General features: G+C 71.2%; 19 protein-coding genes. 11 read left to right on the top strand and 8 right to left on the bottom strand.

The window, feature by feature from the left end; translation table 11 throughout:
* Positions 1-8 precede the first annotated feature (8 nt).
* Both ACWIGU_RS18280 and ACWIGU_RS18275 read right to left on the bottom strand, forming a co-directional pair.
* Positions 9-248, bottom strand: a complete 240-nt coding sequence (locus ACWIGU_RS18280) for a hypothetical protein (RefSeq protein ID WP_454402029.1) — start codon at positions 246-248, stop codon at positions 9-11.
* Positions 248-673, bottom strand: a complete 426-nt coding sequence (locus ACWIGU_RS18275) for an ATP-binding protein (RefSeq protein WP_454402027.1) — start codon at positions 671-673, stop codon at positions 248-250. Before ACWIGU_RS18275 ends, ACWIGU_RS18280 begins: the two co-directional genes overlap by 1 nt.
* Positions 674-793: 120 nt before the next feature.
* Here ACWIGU_RS18275 and ACWIGU_RS18270 point away from each other — a divergent pair, with 120 nt between their 5' ends.
* The 4 genes from ACWIGU_RS18270 (at position 794) to ACWIGU_RS18255 (ending at position 3,589) form a co-directional block, all read left to right on the top strand.
* Complete coding sequence (locus ACWIGU_RS18270; protein WP_454402025.1) at positions 794-1,639, top strand: helix-turn-helix domain-containing protein; 846 nt, start codon at positions 794-796, stop codon at positions 1,637-1,639.
* Complete coding sequence (locus ACWIGU_RS18265; RefSeq protein WP_454402023.1) at positions 1,626-1,943, top strand: DUF397 domain-containing protein; 318 nt, start codon at positions 1,626-1,628, stop codon at positions 1,941-1,943. The genes ACWIGU_RS18270 and ACWIGU_RS18265 overlap by 14 nt, the downstream gene beginning before the upstream one ends.
* A 125-nt stretch (positions 1,944-2,068) precedes the next feature.
* Entirely contained in the window at positions 2,069-2,542 is a 474-nt protein-coding gene (locus tag ACWIGU_RS18260) for an N-acetyltransferase family protein (RefSeq protein WP_454402021.1), read from the top strand.
* A gap of 126 nt (positions 2,543-2,668) precedes the next feature.
* Positions 2,669-3,589: a hypothetical protein gene (locus ACWIGU_RS18255; RefSeq protein ID WP_454402019.1), complete on the top strand. Its 921-nt coding sequence runs from the start codon at positions 2,669-2,671 to the stop codon at positions 3,587-3,589.
* A gap of 10 nt (positions 3,590-3,599) precedes the next feature.
* Here the strand turns inward: ACWIGU_RS18255 and ACWIGU_RS18250 are convergent, their stop codons facing one another.
* Positions 3,600-5,186 (bottom strand): FadD3 family acyl-CoA ligase, encoded by a 1,587-nt coding sequence (locus ACWIGU_RS18250; RefSeq protein WP_454402017.1) that lies wholly within the window; start codon positions 5,184-5,186, stop codon positions 3,600-3,602.
* 123 nt (positions 5,187-5,309) lie between these two features.
* On the opposite strand from ACWIGU_RS18250, the gene ACWIGU_RS18245 reads away from it, so the two are divergent.
* The 3 genes from ACWIGU_RS18245 to ACWIGU_RS18235 all read left to right on the top strand — a co-directional run bounded on the left by ACWIGU_RS18245 (position 5,310) and on the right by ACWIGU_RS18235 (position 7,804).
* A complete protein-coding gene (locus tag ACWIGU_RS18245; protein ID WP_454402015.1) occupies positions 5,310-6,461 on the top strand; it encodes a lipid-transfer protein in 1,152 nt (383 codons plus the stop codon).
* Positions 6,462-6,581: 120 nt separating this feature from the next.
* Positions 6,582-7,034, top strand: coding sequence for a Zn-ribbon domain-containing OB-fold protein (locus ACWIGU_RS18240; protein ID WP_454402013.1), 453 nt, complete (start codon positions 6,582-6,584; stop codon positions 7,032-7,034).
* On the top strand, positions 7,031-7,804 hold the full coding sequence (locus ACWIGU_RS18235) for an enoyl-CoA hydratase/isomerase family protein (RefSeq protein ID WP_454402011.1): 774 nt from the start codon (positions 7,031-7,033) through the stop codon (positions 7,802-7,804). The genes ACWIGU_RS18240 and ACWIGU_RS18235 overlap by 4 nt, the downstream gene beginning before the upstream one ends.
* Before the next feature lie 8 nt (positions 7,805-7,812).
* Here the strand turns inward: ACWIGU_RS18235 and ACWIGU_RS18230 are convergent, their stop codons facing one another.
* On the bottom strand, positions 7,813-8,400 hold the full coding sequence (locus tag ACWIGU_RS18230) for a hypothetical protein (RefSeq protein ID WP_454402009.1): 588 nt from the start codon (positions 8,398-8,400) through the stop codon (positions 7,813-7,815).
* A gap of 142 nt (positions 8,401-8,542) precedes the next feature.
* Between ACWIGU_RS18230 and ACWIGU_RS18225 the strand changes: the two genes are divergently transcribed.
* Entirely contained in the window at positions 8,543-9,199 is a 657-nt protein-coding gene (locus ACWIGU_RS18225; protein WP_454402008.1) for a hypothetical protein, read from the top strand.
* Here the strand turns inward: ACWIGU_RS18225 and ACWIGU_RS18220 are convergent.
* Positions 9,196-11,610 carry an outer membrane protein assembly factor BamB family protein gene (locus tag ACWIGU_RS18220; protein WP_454402006.1) on the bottom strand — a complete coding sequence of 805 codons (2,415 nt, stop codon included), beginning with the start codon at positions 11,608-11,610 and terminating at the stop codon, positions 9,196-9,198. The two genes, ACWIGU_RS18225 and ACWIGU_RS18220, sit on opposite strands and share 4 nt — an antisense overlap.
* A 215-nt stretch (positions 11,611-11,825) precedes the next feature.
* On the bottom strand, positions 11,826-12,512 hold the full coding sequence (locus ACWIGU_RS18215; protein WP_454402004.1) for a VOC family protein: 687 nt from the start codon (positions 12,510-12,512) through the stop codon (positions 11,826-11,828).
* 299 nt (positions 12,513-12,811) lie between these two features.
* On the opposite strand from ACWIGU_RS18215, the gene ACWIGU_RS18210 reads away from it, so the two are divergent.
* Positions 12,812-13,459: a TetR family transcriptional regulator gene (locus tag ACWIGU_RS18210; RefSeq protein WP_356291809.1), complete on the top strand. Its 648-nt coding sequence runs from the start codon at positions 12,812-12,814 to the stop codon at positions 13,457-13,459.
* Positions 13,460-13,557: 98 nt separating this feature from the next.
* Here ACWIGU_RS18210 and ACWIGU_RS18205 read toward each other — a convergent pair whose 3' ends face one another.
* Both ACWIGU_RS18205 and ACWIGU_RS18200 read right to left on the bottom strand, forming a co-directional pair.
* Positions 13,558-14,034: a nitroreductase family deazaflavin-dependent oxidoreductase gene (locus ACWIGU_RS18205; protein ID WP_454402002.1), complete on the bottom strand. Its 477-nt coding sequence runs from the start codon at positions 14,032-14,034 to the stop codon at positions 13,558-13,560.
* Positions 14,034-15,242, bottom strand: a complete 1,209-nt coding sequence (locus tag ACWIGU_RS18200) for an acyl-CoA dehydrogenase family protein (protein WP_454402000.1) — start codon at positions 15,240-15,242, stop codon at positions 14,034-14,036. The genes ACWIGU_RS18205 and ACWIGU_RS18200 overlap by 1 nt, the downstream gene beginning before the upstream one ends.
* A 201-nt stretch (positions 15,243-15,443) precedes the next feature.
* On the opposite strand from ACWIGU_RS18200, the gene ACWIGU_RS18195 reads away from it, so the two are divergent.
* Positions 15,444-16,622, top strand: a complete 1,179-nt coding sequence (locus ACWIGU_RS18195; protein ID WP_454401998.1) for a thiolase C-terminal domain-containing protein — start codon at positions 15,444-15,446, stop codon at positions 16,620-16,622.
* A gap of 223 nt (positions 16,623-16,845) precedes the next feature.
* Positions 16,846-17,802 (top strand): hypothetical protein, encoded by a 957-nt coding sequence (locus ACWIGU_RS18190; protein WP_329572827.1) that lies wholly within the window; start codon positions 16,846-16,848, stop codon positions 17,800-17,802.
* Positions 17,803-17,893 lie beyond the last annotated feature (91 nt).

Raw genomic sequence — 17,893 nt, 5'->3', positions numbered from 1 at the left:
CAAGCCCATCAGCCGGCGCACATGGATTCCGACGCGCGGTAGTAGCGGTAGTAGGGCCGGGTCAGCGGCTCGTCGGACACGTCGACTCGGTAGTCCGCCGCCGCCTCACGGGCGTACGGGCTGCGGGGCCGCGCACGCGGGAGCGGCGGCGCGACCGGACCCGGCTCCTTCACCGGGGCGGCCCGGCGCCGGGTGCCCCCTCCCGGCAGCAACCACGCAAGCACCGGCCCCAGCAAGGCCAGCAGCACTACGACTCCCCCGCTTCGACCTCGACCTCGCACCACACCGTTTTCGTCGCGGCACCCTGCTCCACGCCCCATCGCCGCGCCACCGCGTCGAGCAGTACGAGGCCCCGCCCGGACTCGTCGTCACCCGTCGCGTGCAGCAGCACGGGGAGGACGCGCGGATCGGGGTCCGTGACCTCGACCCGGATCCCGACACCCTCCACCCGCGCCACCCGCACGCGGACCGGCGTTCCCTCTCCCACATGCCGGATCACATTCCCCATCAACTCGCTCACGCAGAGCTGCACTTCGGGGCACGCCGTCCCCAAGTGCCCCCGCACCGCCCGGCGCAGCTCGGGTACGACTTTCGGTACGGCGAGCAACTCGACCTCCAGGTCGGGCGGGGTCACTACCTTCGCGCCGACGGCGGTGGGGGGTTGGCGGTGCATGCGTACGCCCTTCCTGTCGAGTGCACTCCGTGATGAATCAGTCACACAGTGACGGCGGGCGGCGTAACGTGAAAGGGGTTTGGGTTACGCAGAGCAACTGGCAAACGGTGGTCGTGAGTTGTGTCCTCCCGCAAGGATCCCGACGCGTCGGCGAACGTCCCCTCCTTCTACGGCGCCGAGTTGCGCTTCAAGAGGGAACTGGCCGAGCTCACCCTCGAACAACTGGCGGAGGGAAGCTTCCGTGGCGTTCCGTTCCTCAGCCAGATCGAACGCGGTGAGCGCCGTATGCCCCTGGACCTGACCCGGCACGTGGACGAGAAGCTGGGCACCGACGGCTTTTTCCAACGGCGTTGTGAAGATGCACGCAAGGCGCGTCAGTCGGGGCACGCGGAGTACTTCGCCGACGTAGCCGAGATGGAACAGCACGCGGAGACCATCGAGGACTGGGCTCCGATGATCGTGCCTGGGTTGCTTCAGACGGCGGCGTACGCGCGCGCGATCGTGCAGGCGGCCATGCCCCGGGCCAGGGGCGAAGAGGTCGAAGAGAAGGTGGCGGCCCGCATGGCGCGGGCAGGGCTCTTCGACTCCGAGAACCCTCCTTCGTTCTGGGCAATCCTCGACGAATCGCTGATCCGTCGCCGGGTCCTCCCGGATGAGGAGATGGCCGAACTACTGGATCACATCGCGGAAGTGGTCCACGCAAGCCGCTCCATTTTGCAGATTGTTCCGGAAACCGCCGCAGCCCATCCGTTCATGATGGGCATGACCCGGATCATGACCTTCTCGGATGCGCCACCGGTGGTGTACGCGGAGAGCCTGCACAGTGGCCAACTCATCGATTATCCGGCCCTCGTGAAGCAGTACCGGGAGTCGTACGATCTGCTCAGGGCCGCCGCACTGCCGCCAGAGGCGTCCCTGGCCCTGATCCAGGCAGCGGCAGAGGACTATCGAAATGTCAAGCACTGAGATCGACTTGAGCGCCGCCCACTGGCGTAAGAGCAGCTACAGCAACGGAACGGGCGGCGAATGCGTCGAGGTAGCCGACGGCCACCCCGCCCTGGTCCCCGTCCGGGACTCGAAGACCGCCCACTCCGGCGGCCCCGTCCTCCTCTTCCGCACCCCGGCCTGGGCAGCCTTCGTAGCCGACCTGAAGCGCTGCCCCCCCGCAGGAGAGGGGCGATTGGCAGATCCCGGCCACCCGCCCCCTACCCCAGCGCACCCTCCCCGCCCCATATCCGCCAATCCCCGCTGGGCCCGCTGGGCCCGCTGACCCGGTGCGCTGAGGCGATGCGTTGGACCGCGCGTCCGGGGCGGATGGGCGCAACGGCCCCCTTCCGCCGCGCCTCAGCGGGATAACCGCTGGATCGAGCCTTGCCGGCCTTGTAGGTTCCCGGCGTGAGTGATGACCGTAAGACTCGTATCCGGTGCGCGGCGGAGGCGGATGCAGGCATGATCGCGCGCATCCACATGGCCTCTCGGTCGGCGACCATGCCCTATCTGCCCCCGCAGAAGCGGAGTGACGAGGAGGTGACCCGATGGATCCGGGACATCCTGCTGAAGCAGTGTCGTACCTGGGTCGCGGTGCGTGATGCGGAGATCACCGGCTATGCGGCCCTTGACGGCGACATGCTCGAACACCTCTATCTGCGCCCGGACGTCCGTCGGCAGGGAATCGGCACGCTACTGCTCGACGAGGTGAGGCGACACAGCCCGGAAGGGGTGTCCCTGCACGTCTTTCAGCAGAACACCGATGCCCGCGCCTTCTACGAGCGCCACGGTTTCACGGTCTTCGACACCAACGATGGTGATCGCAATATGGAGAACCTGCCTGACATGACACTTCGCTGGACACCGGACAGCGCCCGGTAGCCGCGCCGCCGCCCGGGGAGCCGAAGACTCAGGCGGCGTTGGTGCGGGGGGCGAGCGGGCCGGCATCCATCGCCTCGTTATCCACAGGCCGGAGCGCCGAATCCGCCGTTCCGGCAGAGTCGTCGCATGGCGGGGACAGAATTGCGGGCGTTGGTGCAGGGCGGGGTACTGCTCACCTCCGTCGCGCTGGAGGCCGGGTGGGTGCCGCGTACGCTCACGCGGCGGTTGCGCAGCGAGGGCTGGGTTCGGCTGCATGCCGGGGCGTGGGGCGAGCCCGGGCGCGGGCCCGACCTGCCGATACGCCTGCGCGCCGTGCAGCTGCTCAAGCCGGGGCTCGTCGTCAGTCACCGCAGCGCCGCATCCCTCTGGCGGATCGAGACGCTCACCCCCGCGCGCGACGCCCACACCCTGGACTTCACCGACCCCGGGCTCGCGATCCGCCGGGAGGGGACGAGGGTGCGCGTGCACCGGATGCCCCTCGCGGCGCGCGAGATCGCGGTTCGACGGGGGCTGCGCGTCACGCACGTGAACCGCACGGTCGCCGACCTGCTCCGGGCAGGCGGTCCTACGGACGACGCGCTGGTCGCCGTCGAGTCGGCTCTCACCCGGCGCACAGTGGACCGGGTGCGCCGCGCCCCGCTCACGACGGCCGCGGCGCTCGCCGCCGAACTGGACGCGCCGCTGCTCGGGGCGTCCCGTGCGCGGGGCCGGCTGAAGCTCGTGGATCCCGGCGCCGGATCCCCCGCCGAGACCATCGCGCGCCTGCGTCTGCACGAGGCGGGCCTGCGCCCCGAGAGCCAGGTGGAACTGCGGACGCCGGACGGACGGCGCCGTTTCCTGGACTTCCTGTTCCGGGCGGAAGGGCTCGCCGTCGAGATCGAGGGCTACGCGTACCACGGCTCCCGAGAGGCCCACCGGAAGGACATCGACCGCTTCAACCAGGTCCTCCGGTGCCCCGAGGTCCGCCTCCTCCTGCGCTACACCGCCGCCGACGTCTTCCAGCGACCCGAGCGGATGGTCGATGAAATCCGCGCCGCCCTGAAGTGACTGCGGTGGCTCACCTGCTCCGCAACTCGCCCTTGACCACCTTCCCGCTCGCGTTGCGCGGGAGTTCGGGCAGGAACTCCACCTCGCGCGGCACCTTGTAGTTCGCCATCTCGCGGCGGGACCAGGCGATCAGGTCGTCGGCCGTGAGGACGGAACCGGGGCGCCGTACGACGTACGCCTTGCCGACCTCGCCGAGCCGCCCGTCCGGGACGCCGATCACGGCGACGTCGGCCACATGCGGGTGGAGGCCGAGGAGCTGCTCTATCTCGGCCGGGTACGCGTTGAAGCCGCCGACGATGAACATGTCCTTGATGCGGTCGGTGATGCGCAGGTTGCCGGACTCGTCGAGGACGCCCACGTCCCCCGTGCGCAGCCAGCCGCCGTCCTGTGTGAACGCCTCGCGGGTCGAGTCCTCGTCCTCGAAGTAGCCACTCATGACGTTGAAACCGCGGACCAGGACCTCGCCGGGTTCGCCGGGGCCGGGCGAGTCCACGCGCACCTCCGTGCCGGGTATCGCCCGGCCGGACGTCGACGCGATCACCGACGCCTCGTCGCCGCGGCGGCACATCGTCACGATGCCGCTCGCCTCGGAGAGGCCGTATGCGGTGAGGACGGTGTCGATGTGAAGTTCGGAGCGGAGGCGCTCGACGAGTCGGAGGGGGACCACCGCCGCGCCCGTCACCACGAGTCGTAGCGCCGACAGGTCGTGGGAGGTGCGGTTCGGGTGGTCCAGGAGTGACTGGTGGAGCGTGGGCGGGCCGGGGAGTACGGAGATGCGTTCGGCGGCGATGTTGGCGAGGACCGTGTCCACGTTGAAGACGGGTTGCGGGACCATCGTCGCGCCGCGCATCAGGCAGGCGATGATGCCGGCCTTGTAGCCGAAGGTGTGGAAGAACGGGTTCACGATGAGGTAGCGGTCGCCTTCGCGCAGGCCGGCGAGGTCGGACCAGATCGCGTAGCCGCGCAGGGTCTGGGCATGGGTGATCACCGCGCCCTTGGGACGGCCCGTGGTGCCCGAGGTGAAGATGATGTCGGAGGGGGAGGTCGGGGCGATTCCCGCCGCGCGGGCCCGGACCGTCTCGCCCGAGACGCCCTCGCCGCCTGCCAGGAAGTCCTTCCAGGTCCGCCAGACGCGCGGGTCTTCGTGGTCGGCCGAGGTGTCGGGAGCCGTGTCGGCGAGGACGACTACCTGCTCCAGGTAAGGGAGTTCGGCGTTCGCCCGGCGCAGTGATGCCACGTACGAGGTGCCGAGGAACGTGCCCGTCACGAACAGGAGCTTCGCGCGGGAGCGGGCCAGGATGTAGGCGGCCTCCGTACCTTTGAAGCGGGTGTTGAGGGGGACGAGGACGGCGCCCGCGGTCACCGCACCCAGGGCGGAGACGATCCAGTCGAGGGTGTTGGGCGCCCAGACCGCGACCCGGTCGCCGGGTTCGACGCCGCTCGCGATGCACGCGGCGGCGGCCCGTTCGACGCGGTCGCCGAGTTCCGCGTACGAGATGCGCGTACGGCCCTCGACGACGGCCTCACGCTCCCCGTACCGTTCGGCTGCCGCACGCACCAGTTGGGGAACGGTGCCCCACTCCAGGTCCCCGCGCATCGCCCGACCTCCACACCCGTAGCCGACCCGTAGCTGACTATCCGTCAGATTAACGGTAGCCTGACGCGCTGTCAGCAGACGGGACGATCGTGGTGGCATCACGACGCGCGGAGGTGGCTTGCGATGGCGGGGCTCAAGGACGCGACGGCCATAGTGGGGATCGGGCAGACGGCCTTCGGCAGACAACTCCCCGAGAGTGAGAAGACGTTGGCCTGCCGGGCGATTCTCGCCGCGCTCGACGACGCCGGGATCGCGCCGTCCGAGGTCGACGCCTTCGCCTCGTACACGATGGAGGAGACCGACGAGGTCGAGGTCGCCAAGGCCGTCGGCGCGGGGGACGTGACCTTCTTCAGCAAGGTCGGATTCGGGGGCGGCGGATCGTGCGCGACGGTCGCGCACCTGGCCGCCGCCGTCGCCACGGGGCAGGCGAGCGTCGGGGTCGCGTGGCGGTCGCGCAAGCGGGGGTCGGGGCCGCGCCCGTGGAAGAACACAGCGGTCCAGCTGCCGACGCCGGCACAGTGGACCCGCCCCTACGGGCTGCTGCGCCCCGCCGACGAGATCGCGATGCTCGCGCGGCGCTACATGCACGAGTACGGGGCGACCAGGGACCACCTCTTCAATGTCGCGCTCGCCTGCCGCAACCGCGCCAACCAGAACCCGGCCGCGATGATGTACGAGCGGCCGCTGACGCGCGACATGTATATGACGGCCCGCATGATCAGCGAGCCACTCTGCCTCTTCGACAACTGCCTCGAGACGGACGGCGCGTTGGCGTGCGTCATCGTCTCCGCCGAGCGGGCGCGCGACTGCCGCCAGAAGCCGGTGTACGTGCACTCGGTCGCGCAGGGGCTGCCGTCCCAGCACCACGGGATGGTCAACTACTGGAACGACGATCCGCTGACGGGCCCGGCCTGGACCGCCGCCCGACACCTGTGGAAACAGGCCGACTTCGGGCCCGAGGACGTGGACGTCGCACAGATCTACGACGCGTTCACGCCACTGATCCCGCTGTCCCTGGAGGGGTACGGGTTCTGCGGGCGGGGCGAGGGCGGGGCGTTCACGGAGGGCGGGGCGCTGGAGATCGGCGGACGCCTGCCGCTGAACACGGGCGGCGGCGGCCTCAGCGAGGCCTACGTCCACGGCTTCAACCTGATCAACGAGGGCGTGAAGCAACTGCGTGGCGTCAGCACGGCGCAGGTACCGGGCGCGGGGACATGCCTGGTGACGGCGGGCGAGGGGGTACCTACGTCGGCCTTGCTGCTGCGGGGGGCGTGAGGGGCGGAGGCGGGGGTCCTGCCGTCGCCCCGGCGGAGGTGGACTCACGGAGTCCGGAGTCCGGAGTCCGGCTCACGGCGTTGCACTGACCCATGACAAAGAAGGAAGTTGGATTGACCAATGACAGAATCTGAAATCTGTTATCTGTCACCTGTCATCGATGACGACGGTGCGCCCTTCTGGCACTACGCCGCCCAGTCCCAGCTCCGCATCCAGTCCTGCGCCTCGCCCGCCTGCGGTGAGCTGCGGTTTCCGCCTCGTCCGTGCTGTCCGCACTGCGGGTCGTTCGAGAGTGAGTGGCGGCTCATGAGCGGGCGCGGGCGGATCTGGTCCTACGTCGTTCCGCATCCGCCGCTGCTGCCCGCGTACGCCGCCGTCGCCCCGTACAACGCGATCATCGTCGAGCTGGCCGACGCCCCGCGGATCCGGCTCGTCGGGAATCTGGTGGCCTCCGCCGACGCGGCCCTGAACTCCGTCGACCCCGCGCGGCTGCGCATCGGCGCCAAGGTGCAGGTCGTCTTCACCGACGTCGACGGTGTGACGATGCCGCGCTGGGTTCTGGAGCGGCCGTGAGCGTGCGCGTCGAGACCGACAAGGAGAGCGGGGTCGCGGTCGTCACCCTCGACCGGCCCGAGCGTCACAACGCGATCGATCTGGCGACCGTCGATGAACTCACCGCCGTCTGGCGGGGGTTCAGGTTCGACGACTCCGTGCGCGCCGTCGTCATCACCGGCGCCGGTGAGCGGGCCTTCTGCACGGGCATCGACCGCGACGCCGACGTGCCGCAGCCGCAGTCCCCGTACAGCATCGACGATCCGCTCGTCGCGGTCGGGCCGAAGGCCAATGACCTGTGGAAGCCCGTCGTCGCCGCCGTCAATGGGATGGCGTGCGGCGGGGCGTTCTATCTCATCGGCGAGAGCGAGTTCGTCGTGGCCGACGAGAGCGCCACCTTCTTCGACCCGCATACGGCCTACGGCATGGTCAGCGCCTACGAGACCATCCACCTCGCCCAGCGCATGCCGTTCGGCGAGGTGGCCCGGATGGCGCTCATGGGGACCGCCGAGCGGATCTCGGCCCGGCGCGCGTACGAGACCGGGCTCGTGTCCGAACTCACCGCGCCCGGCGGTGCGTTGGCGGCATCGGTGCGCTGCGCCGAGACGATCGCGTCGTATCCGACCGAGGCGGTGCAGGGCACGGTGCGGGCGGTGTGGGCGGCCAAGGAGGCGGCGCGCACGCAGGCTCTCGCGCACGCGCCGCAGTTGATCGCCCTGGGCAATCTGCCTCCGGAGCGGCAGGCCGAGCTGTTCTCCGCGCGGCGGCCGGGCGGGTTCCGGGTGCGGTGACGAGCGGGTCAGACCGTGGTCGCCCACGGGTTGGCACACTTGCGGACCTTCGACGCCCTGCTCGGCACCGTCATCTTGAGCGTGACGGTCTTGGTCTCGCCCGCGTCGAGGGTGACACCCTCGTCGACGTTCTCGACGAGGTTGCCGCGGGCGTCCAGCAGGTCGATTCCGATTCCGAAGTCGTACGTGCTCGCCTTGAGGGAGGTGACGCGTACCGTCACGGTCGAGTCGGCCTTCGTCGAGGTGCGGCTCCGCTTGCCGGCCCTGCGGTCGGGCCCGGCGCAGTCCACGATCACGAAGGTGGCGTCACCGGTGTTGGGGGCGGTGGACGTCGGGGTCGGTGTGGGGTCGCTGCCGCCGGACGACGACCCGTACGAGTCGTCGTCGTAGTCGTCATCGTCGTAGTCGTTGCGGTGTGAACCGGTGTAGCCGCCGCCGTGGTTCTGCTTCGAACTGGAGCAGCCGCCTCCGCTGCTGCTGTGGCTGCCGCTCCCCCTGCTCTTGCCCGAACCATGGCCGCGGCCCGTCGAGAATCCGGTCAGTGCGAGTACGACCACGGCCGCCAGTGCCGTGAGCTTCAGCCCTCGTCGCAGCATCCTTCTGCTCCCCCGAAAATATGGTGATCCGTGCGTTCCATTTGGCGATCCGACACCGTAGCAGCGCCGCGTGGCGACGGGTGTGCCGGCGGCGTAGCGTCGGGACCGAGAGCCGAACCAGGCCGGATTCAGGAGGCTGCGCATGGTCCGCAACGTCCTTGGGTCGATCCTCGCTCTCCTCGGAGCGACGGCCGCCGTTTCCAGCCCCTTCCGTGCGTGGTACGACGGCCGTCACGGGCGCTATTACCGCCTCGGTGACCTGTTCACGGGTGCCGGAGTGACCGACGCGCGCGCGGGGTTGTCCGGTTCCCTCTTCCTGCCGTTCGCGGTGGCCGCCGCGGCGACGCTGATCGGTGTCGTGCTGCGGTCGCGGCTGCTGGTCGCGTTCGCGGGCGTGGTGGTGCTCGCGTTCACCGTGCTGTGGATCGTGCGGGTGGGGCAGGCGGAGGGGCGGATGGTGGTGGCCGGTGACGGTTCCGGGCTCGGTCTGGGCGTGGCCGGCGCGGTCGTCGGCGGTGTACTGCTGCTGCTCGGCGCGGCCGTGATGAGCGGGCGGCACAAGCGGCTCCCCGAGGACGCGGACCAGGGGTACGCCGGTGGCAGCGGCCCGGAGCCCTCACACTTCACCGACCCCGTCCCGCCGCCGGCGCCCACGCTCGACGGTCCCCAGCACACGCTGGAGGGCCCGATGCAGCCGTACGCCGAGCAGCCCCCGTACCCGGATCCCCCTTACGAGGAGCCGCCGTACGAGGAGGGGCAGCACGGGCACCCGGGTGAGCCGCCCGGCGGCAGGTCCTAGCGCGCCGAGGCCGTCCCGGTGCCCTTTTCCGCGTCCAGTGCGTACACGCAGCGGTCCTTGCTGCACGCGTACACCACGCCGTCCTTGACCACGGGTGCGCCGGTGATCTCGCCGCCCGTGGCGAGCTTCCAGCGGAGGCGGCCGTCGTCGGCCTTGAGGGTGTAGAGGAGGTGGTCGGTGGCGCCGAAGTGGATGCGGTTGTCGGCGACGACGGGTGAGCCGACGACCTCGCCGCCCGCCTGGAAGCGCCACTTGGGCGTGCCGGTGACGGCGTCGAGGGTGTAGAGGCCCTGGCCGCTGCCGACGTGGACGTGGCCGTGCGAGACGAGGACCGGTTCGATGGAGGAGGGGCGGGGTTCCGTCGCGATGCGCCAGCGGTCGCGGCCGTCGGTGGCGTCGAGGGCGTAGACGGTGCCGAGGTGGTCGGCGAGGTAGACGCCGCCGCCGGTGACGGCCGGGCCGGGGGCGAAGGCGGGCGGGCAGAGGAACACGGCGGGCGCCTCGAAGTGCCAGCGGACGTGTCCGCTCGCGACGTCGACGGCCAGGACGCGGGTGCCGGCGGCCACGTAGACGTAGCCGTCGGAGGCCTGGGTGAGGCGGACGGGGACGCCGCCGCAGGAGGCCGCGTCGCCGATCGGGTACGACCAGCGCTCCTCGCCGGTACGGGCCTCCAGCGCGCGCAGCCGGGCGTCCTTCCAGACGTAGACGGTGCCGTCGTGGATGACGGGTCCGGCCTCGGGGGACTCGAAGTCGGTCTGGACGCCGGTGATCTCCCACAGCTTGTCGCCGTTGACGGCCTCCCAGGCCTGTACGCCGCCGCCGCGGGTGCCGGTGACGACGGTGCCGCGGTCGGCCTTGAGGGAGTACACCCAGGCGTCGGTCTGCAGCCGCCACAGGTCGTGCCCCTCGCGGGCGTCGAGCGCGAAGAGGGTGGGGCCGTCGGAGGCGTGGATACGGCCGTCGGCCACGGCCATGGACCAGGCGACGTCGCGTGTCTTGAAGCGGCGGCGGCCGGTGGACACGTCGAGTGCGTGTACCTCGAAAGAGGTCACGTAGACGAGGTCGCCGGCCACGGACGGGGTGCCCCACACGTCGTTCGACATGCGGAAGCGCCAGGGCCGCCAGGCGGCGCCCGCCTCGGGGGCCGGGGCGGGGATCACGGGATCGGGGGCGCCGTTGACGCCGGGTTTGGGGCGGGACCAGGACGCGGCGAGGCCCGCGTCGGCGGGCGGGGCCTTCACCGCGGCGGCGCGGGCGTCGGCGACGCGCGGGCCGGGGCCGATCGGGACCTTCGCCCCGGCCAGGCGTACGGGCCCGGCGTCGGGTGCGAGGCCCGAGGTGGCGGCGACGGGTGGGGGTACGGGCGTGGGGCGCCAGCCGCCGGTGCCGGGGACGTGGGACGGGGGCGGGCCGGGGGGCTGGGCAGGCATGGCCGGCATGGGACCGGGGGCGCCGCCGTGCGCGCCCCGTCCCCCGCTGCCGCCGCGGCCGGGTCCGCTGCTCTTGACCGGGGGCCGTCCGCCCCTGCGTTCCTCGATGAGCGCGACGGAGCGCTCGGGGAGCCAGGCGGACGCGGTGCCGCTGTCGTCGCTGCCGGAGCCGAAGAGGTGCGGGGCGAGCTGGGCCTGGAGGTCCGCGGGCGAGGGCCGCAGCGGTGCCTCCATCTTCATGCAGGACTCGATGAGCGGCCGCAGCTCGGCGGGCAGTCCTTCGATGTCGGGGCCTTCGCGCAGCAGCATGAAGACGGTCTCGACGGGGTTGGCGCCGTGGAAGGGGGCGTGTCCGGTGGCGGCGAAGACGAGGGTGGAGCCGAGGGAGAAGACGTCGGATGCCCCGGTGACGCTCCGGGAGTCCTTGGCCTGCTCGGGCGACATGTAGGCGGGGGTGCCGACGGCGACGTTCGTCATGGTCAGGCGGGTGTTGGAGACGCCGGAGGCGATGCCGAAGTCGATGACGCGGGGGCCGTCCTCGACGACGAGCACGTTCGACGGCTTCAGGTCGCGGTGGACGAGGCCCGCGCCGTGGATGGACTGGAGGGCTTCGGCGATTCCGGCGGCGAGCCAGCGCACCGCCTGGGCCGGCAGCGGCCCGCACTCGTTCACTATTTCTTCGAGGGAGGGCGCGGGGACGTAGGCGGTGGCGAGCCACGGCACGGCGGCGCGCGGGTCGGCGTCGACGACGGCCGCCGTGTAGAAGCCGGATACGGCGCGGGCCGCCTCGACCTCGCGGGTGAAGCGGACGCGGAAGAGCTGGTCCTCGGCGAGTTCGGTCCGCACGGTCTTGATCGCCACGCGCCGGCCGGAGGCCGAGCGCGCGAGATAGACGAGTCCCATGCCGCCGGCGCCGAGCCGTCCCAGGACCTCGAACGGGCCGATCCGCCTCGGATCGTGCTGCGTCAGCTGATCCACCACTTGCCTGCCTCCCCGTACGGGACCGGGTCGCTGTGCACAGTCCCCGGTCAGCGTCTCACCACCGAAGCGCTACGGCGGCACGCACCCCGATTCTTCCTGTACGTGGCTCCGGTTGCGAACCCGGGGGCAAATCGGGGTGTCACGGGAGAGGTACCGCATTACGGGTGCGTTCCGCAGGGGCGGAAGGGGAGCGGGAGGGGCGCGGAGGGGCCCGGTCAGCCCTGGTGGAGGGCGAAGGCGGCGCCCTGGTTGTCGGTGAGGACGGCCACACGTCCGTATGCGGTGTCGAACGGTTCTTCCTTTACGCGGCCGCCGAGGCGGGTGGCGGCGTCGGCCGTGGCCTCGCAGTCGGTGACGGCGAAGTGGACGAGGAAGTGGGCGGGGGCGCCGCCGGTGGCGAGGGACAGGCCGGAGTCAGTGGCGCCGTGGCCCAGGACCGACGCGTAGAAGGGGGCGACGGTCGCCCTGTCGCGCGCGTGGAGCTCGGTCCGGCGGAACGTGCCGGGTTCCCCCTGCACCTCGAAGCCGTTGTGGGTGCCGGGCTGCCAGAGGCCGAAGACGGTTCCTTCGGGGTCGGCGGCGAGCGCCAGGGTGCCGAACGGGCCGATGGAGAGGGGTTCGACGAGCAGCCGCCCGCCGGCGTCCCGCACGGCGAAGGCGCGCGTCTCGGCGTCGCGGGCCCTGAAGTAGACGGTCCAGCCGGTGGGCGTGCGGCCGTCGCGGTCCGGGGCGAGGGCGGCGACGCTCCTGCCGTCGCTGTAGGCCTGCGTGTAGTAGCCGTACTCCGCGCCCGCGCCCTCGTCGAAGGTCCAGCCGAAGAGGTCGCCGTAGAAGCGCTTGCCCGACTCCACGTCGGGGAGCGCGGCGTCGGCCCAGCAGGGGGCGCCCTCGGCGAACTCCATCGGCGTGCGTCCTTCCTGTTCACCTGCCGTACGCGGGTGTGCCGTACGTCACTATGGGGAGGGGTGTCCCCTGGGTGGCAGGGTGCCGCGTCCGCGGGCCGGCGACACATCCAATTCGAACACTTGGCCAATTTTATCCACGGAGTTTTCCACAGGCTGTTGATAACGTGCGCGATCCCACTGGCCCCCACGTGCGCAAAAGCCCCGGGCGACCCCTCATCAACCCGTGTGCCGGAGCCCTCAACCCCATTTGCAGTCGGCCGAATCGCGCTCCGATCACCCCTCGGTAAGCTGACGGCATGACAGGACAAGTACGTACCGTCGACGGCCGAGTGGCCGGACGGCGTGGTCAGGCGACGCGTCAGAAGCTGCTGGAGTGCCTCGGCGACATGCTCAGCTCCTCGCCCTACCGGGACGTCAAAGTCATTGATGTGGCCCGGAAGGCAGGCACCTCACCGGCGACCTTCTACCAGTACTTCCCGGACGTCGAGGGCGCCGTCCTGGAGATTGCCGAGCAAATGGCCACGGAGGGCGCCGGGTTGACCCAGCTCCTCGAGGGCCGCTCGTGGGTCGGCAAGGCCGGCTGGCAGACCTCGCAGGAACTCGTGGACGGGTTCCTCGAGTTCTGGCGAAAGAACGATGCGATCCTGCGCGTCGTCGACCTCGGCGCGGCCGAGGGCGACAAGCGCTTCTACAAGATCCGCATGAAGATCCTGAACTCCGTGAACAACTCCCTTACGGACACGGTCAAGGAGCTCCAGGCCAAGGGCAAGGTCGACAAGGACGTGAGCCCCGCCGCGATGGCCGGTTCACTCGTCGCGATGCTCGCGGCGGTGGCCTCGCATCAGAAGGGCTTCCAGACCTGGGGCGTCAAGCAGGCCGAACTCAAGCCCAATCTGGCCCTGTTGGTACACCTGGGCGTCACCGGCAAGAAGCCGACGAAGTAGCCCTGAAGCGGTCTTTCGGGTTTCCCGGTCCTGTCGCGCAGCGGCGGTTCGCGTCTCACGTGAGCCGCCGCTGTTGCAGTTTCAGTCGCTGGTCCGCGTCACCGGCGCACCAGCCGGAAGAGCCTGATCTCCCGCTCCACCCTCGCCTGGTACTTCGCGTACGGCGGCCAGAACGTGAGCGCCGCCGCCCAGGCCTCCGCCCGCTCGCCGGAGTCGAGCAGCCGCGCGCTGACCGGGATGTCCTCGCCCTTCCAGTTGATGTCGGCGTCCGGGTGGGCCATCAGGTTCGCCGTCCACGCGGGGTGTCCCGGGCGGCCGAAATTGGACCCGATCAGCAGCCAGGTGCCCGCCTCGTCCTCAGGCATGCAAGCGAGTGGCGTACGCCGTGGCAGTCCGCTCTTCGCGCCGCGCGCGGTCAGGATGACCCCGGGCAGCATCTGGGCGCTGAGCAGCACCTTTCCCCGGGTGAGCCGGTGCACGGCGCGGTCCATCGCGGGGATGAAGTGGGGGGCGACGCGGGCGAAGGCGCGGGTCGAGGAGACCTTCTGCAGCAGTCTCGTTCCGGGTGGTGCCATCAGGCAGTCGCCTCCTGGCGGGTGAAGAGCTCGGCGGATTCCGCGGCGCGTGCGCGCAGCAGGTGGACGGGCCCGAAGAGGAGTTCGTCGCCGGTCGCGCGTTTGAGGTAGAGGTGGGCGTCGTGCTCCCAGGTGAAGCCGATGCCGCCGTGCAGCTGGACGGCCTCGGACGCGGCGGTGCGCAGCGCTTCCAGGGCCTGGGCGAGGGCGAGGCCGCCCGTCCGCTCCCCGCTCCCGGAGCCCGCAGCCCAGGCCGCGTAGTACGCGGCGGAGCGCGCCGCCTGCACCTGGACGTAGACGTCCGCGAGGCGGTGCTTGACCGCCTGGAAGGAGCCGATGGGCCGCCCGAACTGCTCGCGCTGGCGCACATGCTCGACGGTCCGTTCCAGGGCGCGCCCGGCGGCTCCGACGGCTTCCGCGGCGAGTACGGTCGCGGCCGCGTCGCCCGTGGCGGCGAGGACGCCGGCCACGTCGCCGCCCTCGCCCTCCCCCGAGCCGAGCAACTCGGCTGCCACGTCCCGTAGTTCGACCCGGGCGCTGGGGCGCGTCTCGTCGAGGGACGTCCGGCGGGTCCTGACGACTCCCTCGGCGTCGCCGTCGACGAGGAAGAGCAGGGTGCGTGAGCGGGCGAAGCCGCCGGTGTGCGCGGCGACGATCAAGAGGCCGGCGCTGTGTCCGTCGAGGACCTGGTCGGCCTGCCCGTACAGCCTCCAGCCACCGTCATGGCGGTCGTCCCGCCTGGCCTGGACGCCGCCCGCGCGCCCGCCGCCCGACCAGTCGCCGCAGTTGTCGCCGGTCAGGCCGAGCGCTGTGGCGAGGCCCTCGCCGGGTACGGCGAGCGTGGCGGTCAGGGCACCCGAGGCGATACGGGGCAGCAGTTCGGCGCGCTGGGCCTCGGTGCCGAGGGCGAGGACGAGCGGGGCGGCGAGCGCCGCGGTGGCCAGGAGCGGGGTGGGGGCCAGCGCGCGGCCCGACTCCTCGCAGGCCAGGGCCAGTTCGGTGGTCCCGCAGCCGACTCCGCCGTACTGCTCGGGGAGGGCCAGGCCGGGCAGGCCCAGTTCGACGCCGAGGGCCGACCACAGGGCCGGGTCGTAGCCGGCGGGGGTGCCGACGGCGGCCTTGACGTCCTCGGGGCCGCAGCGCTTGTTCATGAGTTCGTGCAGGGTGCGGCGGATCTCGTCCTGTTCCGCGGTGAAGGCGGCGTCCATACGGGCTCCTCCCCGGGGTCCGGCGACCCCGGAGCCCCTGTTCTGACGGGGCGTCATGTTAGGGCGGCGGGGACGGGATGCACAGAGATATGCGCAGAGGCGTGTACAGCGGTGTGCGCGGACGCAAGTGCGGAGGCGTGCAGGACGTACGAACAGAGACACGCTCTGGCGGATCAGCTGATCTGATGTACCGTCAGATTCGTGACTGCCGCACTTCACGGTTCCCGCCGGGTCGCCATCGCCGGCATCGCCCTTTCCGACTGCGGCCGCGTGGACGAGGCCACTCCCTATGCCCTGCACGCCCAGGCCGCCCGCCGCGCCGTGGCCGACGCCGGACTCACGCCCGACGTCGTCGACGGGTTCGCCAGCGCGGGCCTCGGCATCCTCGCGCCGGTCGAGGTGGCCGAGTATCTGGGGCTCACACCCCGCTGGGTGGACTCGACTTCGGTCGGCGGCTCCACCTGGGAGGTGATGGCGGCGCACGCGGCGGACGCCATCGCCCAGGGCCGTGCCCGCGCGGTCCTGCTCGTCTACGGGTCGACGGCCCGCGCCGACATCAAGGCCAAACGGCGCACGTCGAACCTGAGTTTCGGCGCCCGCGGCCCCCTCCAGTTCGAGGTGCCGTACGGGCACTCGCTGATCGCCAAGTACGCGATGGCGGCGCGGCGCCACATGCACGCGTACGGCACCACCCTTGAGCAGCTCGCCGAGGTCGCCGTGCAGGCGCGGGCGAACGCCGCACTGAACTCGGAGGCCATGTTCCGCGACCCGGTCACCGTGGACGACGTGCTCGACGGGCCGATGATCGCGGACCCGTTCACGAAACTGCACTGCTGCATACGCTCGGACGGCGGCGCCGCCGTGCTGCTCGTCGCCGAGGACCTGCTCCCCGACTGCGCCAAGTCCCCGGTGTGGGTGCTCGGTTCGGGCGAGTACGTGTCGCACACCACGATGTCCGAGTGGGACGACTTCACCGTGTCCCCGGCGGCCGTCAGCGGCAAACTCGCCTTCGAGCGGGCGGGCGTCACGCCCGGCGAGATCGACCTCGCGGAGATCTACGACGCCTTCACGTACATGACGCTGGTGACGCTGGAGGATCTGGGGTTCTGTGCGAAGGGCGAGGGCGGACCGTTCGTGGAGAAGGGACGGCTGCTGCGGGACGGCGGGCTGCCCACGAACACGGACGGCGGCGGCCTGTCGGCCCAGCACCCGGGAATGCGGGGCCTGTTCCTGCTGGTGGAAGCGGTACGGCAGCTGCGGGGCGAGGCCGGGGAGCGCCAGGTGCGCAAGGACGGCGGGCGGCTGCCGCGGCTCGCGGTGGCGTCCGGCACGGGCGGATGGTTCTGCTCGTCGGGAACGGTGGTGCTCGGCACGTCCTGAGGCCTCGCCCACGAGGCCGCGTCCATAAGAAACCGGAAACCGGCACAATAAATTTGCAATTTCAATAAACCGATCGCGAACTCGAAATCGGATAGCGTGACGCCTGCCGCGTCATAAATAGCCCGGAACCTGTTATTTCGGATGCGCAGTTTCCGTGGGGCATGATCCTGAGTAGGGTGCTCCCCGTCGTCCGTACGGAAAAGCAGAACAGTGGCAGGGGAGCATGACCGCCGGCTCGTTCGAAGGACAGTACGTCTGGCATCCCGCCGCCGACGACCGAGAGCTGGCCAGGGCCTGCACGGACTTAAAGGCGGGCCGCTACTTCGGCGCGCACTCGGTCCTCAAGGAGACGCACGGCGACTTCGGACTGCGTGCCCACCGCTCCCTCGTCCTGGCCTCCGTCGCCGCCGACTCCGACCTCGCGGAACGCTGGCTGGAGGAGGAGCCCGGACCCGACGCCGCCCTGCTGTGGGCGCGCGTCGCCGTGTTCCGGACCCTGCGCGCCGCCCAGTCGCACGACCGGCGCATCGGGGCGCTCGGCCGGATAGCGCTCGCCGCCTGCGACCGGGCCGCGGACCTCGCGCCCAAGGACCCCACCCCGTGGGCCGCCCGGCTCTCCATGGCCCGCCTCCAGCGGCCCCGCGACCGCGCGCCGCAGGGCCTGCTCACCGAACCCCGCGGCCCCTGGGCCCAGTTCGAGCACGTCACCCGCCTCGACCCCTGGCACCGCGAGGCCCACCACCAGTTCCTGGCGTTCTTCTTCACCCGGCACGGCGGCACGGCGAACGCGGCCTGGGACGTGGCCGCGTATCTGAGCCAGCGCGCCCCGGCCTCCTCGCCGCTGCGCCTGCTGCCCCTGGTCACCCTCGTCGAGGGCCACAACCCGGCGCACCTCCTCGCCGAGCACACCTGGGACCAGCCGCAGTGGAAGGCGACGGCGCTCGGCGCGTACCGGAACTGGCTGCCGCAGGTGGCCGGTTACCGCTTCACGCCGGTCCTCGACCTGGCGTATCTGGCGCACGCGCTGCACATGGCGCAGTGCGTCTTCGAGGCGCGGGCGGTGCTCACGGCCATGGGCCCGTACGCGTCCCGCATGCCGTGGAGCGTCTTCGGCGACCCCGGGGAACAGCTCAGCAGGGCGCGGCGCGCATGCGGCCTGCCGGTCCCCCACGGCACCTGACCCCCACCCGCCCCACAGGTTTCGGAAATTCCCCCACACCGGAAGGCCGAGGTTGTGTCCGACCCCCTGACCAGCGCACCCACTCCCCCCA

It is taken from the genome of Streptomyces sp. NPDC055400, assembly GCF_053644375.1.
The sequence above is the reverse complement of the archived record's forward strand: the minus strand, read 5'-3'. Positions and strand labels throughout refer to the sequence as shown.

Bases quoted from the DNA above. Each gene is read 5' to 3' on its own strand.
- ACWIGU_RS18275 (WP_454402027.1), bottom strand. From the start codon at position 673: ATGCACCGCCAACCCCCCACCGCCGTCGGCGCGAAGGTAGTGACCCCG.
- ACWIGU_RS18265 (WP_454402023.1), top strand. From the start codon at position 1,626: ATGTCAAGCACTGAGATCGACTTGAGCGCCGCCCACTGGCGTAAGAGC.
- ACWIGU_RS18255 (WP_454402019.1), top strand. From the start codon at position 2,669: ATGGCGGGGACAGAATTGCGGGCGTTGGTGCAGGGCGGGGTACTGCTC.
- ACWIGU_RS18250 (WP_454402017.1), bottom strand. From the start codon at position 5,186: ATGCGCGGGGACCTGGAGTGGGGCACCGTTCCCCAACTGGTGCGTGCG.
- ACWIGU_RS18245 (WP_454402015.1), top strand. From the start codon at position 5,310: ATGGCGGGGCTCAAGGACGCGACGGCCATAGTGGGGATCGGGCAGACG.
- ACWIGU_RS18240 (WP_454402013.1), top strand. From the start codon at position 6,582: ATGACAGAATCTGAAATCTGTTATCTGTCACCTGTCATCGATGACGAC.
- ACWIGU_RS18230 (WP_454402009.1), bottom strand. From the start codon at position 8,400: ATGCTGCGACGAGGGCTGAAGCTCACGGCACTGGCGGCCGTGGTCGTA.
- ACWIGU_RS18225 (WP_454402008.1), top strand. From the start codon at position 8,543: ATGGTCCGCAACGTCCTTGGGTCGATCCTCGCTCTCCTCGGAGCGACG.
- ACWIGU_RS18215 (WP_454402004.1), bottom strand. From the start codon at position 12,512: ATGGAGTTCGCCGAGGGCGCCCCCTGCTGGGCCGACGCCGCGCTCCCC.
- ACWIGU_RS18210 (WP_356291809.1), top strand. From the start codon at position 12,812: ATGACAGGACAAGTACGTACCGTCGACGGCCGAGTGGCCGGACGGCGT.
- ACWIGU_RS18205 (WP_454402002.1), bottom strand. From the start codon at position 14,034: ATGGCACCACCCGGAACGAGACTGCTGCAGAAGGTCTCCTCGACCCGC.
- ACWIGU_RS18200 (WP_454402000.1), bottom strand. From the start codon at position 15,242: ATGGACGCCGCCTTCACCGCGGAACAGGACGAGATCCGCCGCACCCTG.
- ACWIGU_RS18190 (WP_329572827.1), top strand. From the start codon at position 16,846: ATGACCGCCGGCTCGTTCGAAGGACAGTACGTCTGGCATCCCGCCGCC.